General features: G+C 36.2%; 1 protein-coding gene. It reads right to left on the bottom strand.

Going from position 1 to position 588, the window contains the following annotated elements; all coding sequences use genetic code 11:
- Positions 1-54: 54 nt before the first annotated feature.
- Positions 55-471: a DUF4878 domain-containing protein gene (locus A3763_RS08100; protein ID WP_156495004.1), complete on the bottom strand. Its 417-nt coding sequence runs from the start codon at positions 469-471 to the stop codon at positions 55-57.
- Positions 472-588: the final 117 nt, after the last annotated feature.

Below are 588 nucleotides of genomic sequence, written 5' to 3'. Positions count from 1 at the left end.
CATGTGTATTTCCTTTTATTGATTTATTAGTTTTTATCTCTTTATGATTTTGTCCTAAGCACCCTTCATGCTATATATCAACCACTGACCATTCTCACTTCGTAATTCCACAGTTGATTCGTCTTTAATTTCTTCTCCGTTGTCATCTTCACCTACAATGAGAAGAGTGACATTGGCTTCACTTCCATCAATGTCGTAACCATCGGTTTCAATCGAACCATTTGCCTCGTTAATGGTTTTAGAAATCTTCTTAAACTTACTAATTCTCTTTCTAGAGTCGATTCGTTCTTTAATTTTGCCTGTTGTTAGTGCTGACATTTGATTCAATACTTGATCATCATCCAAGTTGCCTTCGAGAACCAAATCAAAAAACTGTTCAACAGCATCACTTGGAGATGGATCTGAAGAGCCGCACGCCATTAACGGTAGAAAAAGAAAAATACATAAAACTTTTTCCTTTAGACTGTACATAAAACTAGCTCCAATATTCTTATTACTTAAGGGAAACTGACAGGTGAACCAGCGCCACCTTCATGAGCAAATACAATTTTTGTGATTCTCCACTGGTCGTTATCTAACGTGAAACTA

The organism is Oleiphilus sp. HI0128, assembly GCF_001635365.1.
Note: the sequence above shows the minus strand (reverse complement) of the source record. Positions and strands in the feature narration are given on the sequence as shown.

Excerpts from the sequence above, each read along its gene's own strand:
- A3763_RS08100 (WP_156495004.1), bottom strand. The coding sequence starts at position 471 with ATGTACAGTCTAAAGGAAAAAGTTTTATGTATTTTTCTTTTTCTACCG.